This is a genomic window from Pseudohoeflea suaedae (assembly GCF_004354915.1).
In the GTDB taxonomy this organism is placed as follows: domain Bacteria; phylum Pseudomonadota; class Alphaproteobacteria; order Rhizobiales; family Rhizobiaceae; genus Pseudohoeflea; species Pseudohoeflea suaedae.
Genome location: NZ_SMSI01000013.1, coordinates 1 through 455 on the forward strand (window position 1 = coordinate 1; position 455 = coordinate 455).

1 protein-coding gene is annotated in these 455 nt (G+C 67.5%); it reads right to left on the bottom strand.

Annotation, left to right across the window (positions count from 1 at the left end):
• A partial coding sequence (locus E2A64_RS17865) for an Ig-like domain-containing protein (RefSeq protein ID WP_428977508.1) occupies positions 1–455 on the bottom strand: 455 nt, incomplete at both ends.

Consider the following 455-nt stretch of genomic DNA (forward strand, 5'->3'; position numbering starts at 1 on the left):
TAGGTCCAGCTGCCATTGGCGAGCAGCTGGAAGGCGCCGTGGGCGGTGGTGGTGGAGACGGGGGTGTAGGTCACGCCGGTTCCGGCCACGGCGAGCGTTCCGGTCACCGTCTCGGTGGTGGCGAGGGGGGTGGAACCGGTGACGGTGCCCGCGGCGAGATCTGCCGGGTCCTGCACGGTGTCGAGCGCTGCCTCGTAGACGGTCTCGGTCTGGTCGTCGGCCACGAGTGTGACGTCTGTGAGATCGATGGTCAGCGTGGTGGTCGAGAGGTCTCCGTCGCCGTCGACGAGGGTGTAGACGAAGACGTCCTGGGCATCGGCGGATATGACGTCGGCATTGGCCTGGTAGGTATAGGAGCCATCAGTGAGAACCGTCAGCGTGCCGTAGCTGGTCACGACCACCAGATTGCCGTCGGTGACGTCGGTCACGGTGTCGCCGCCGGCGGCGCGGACGCC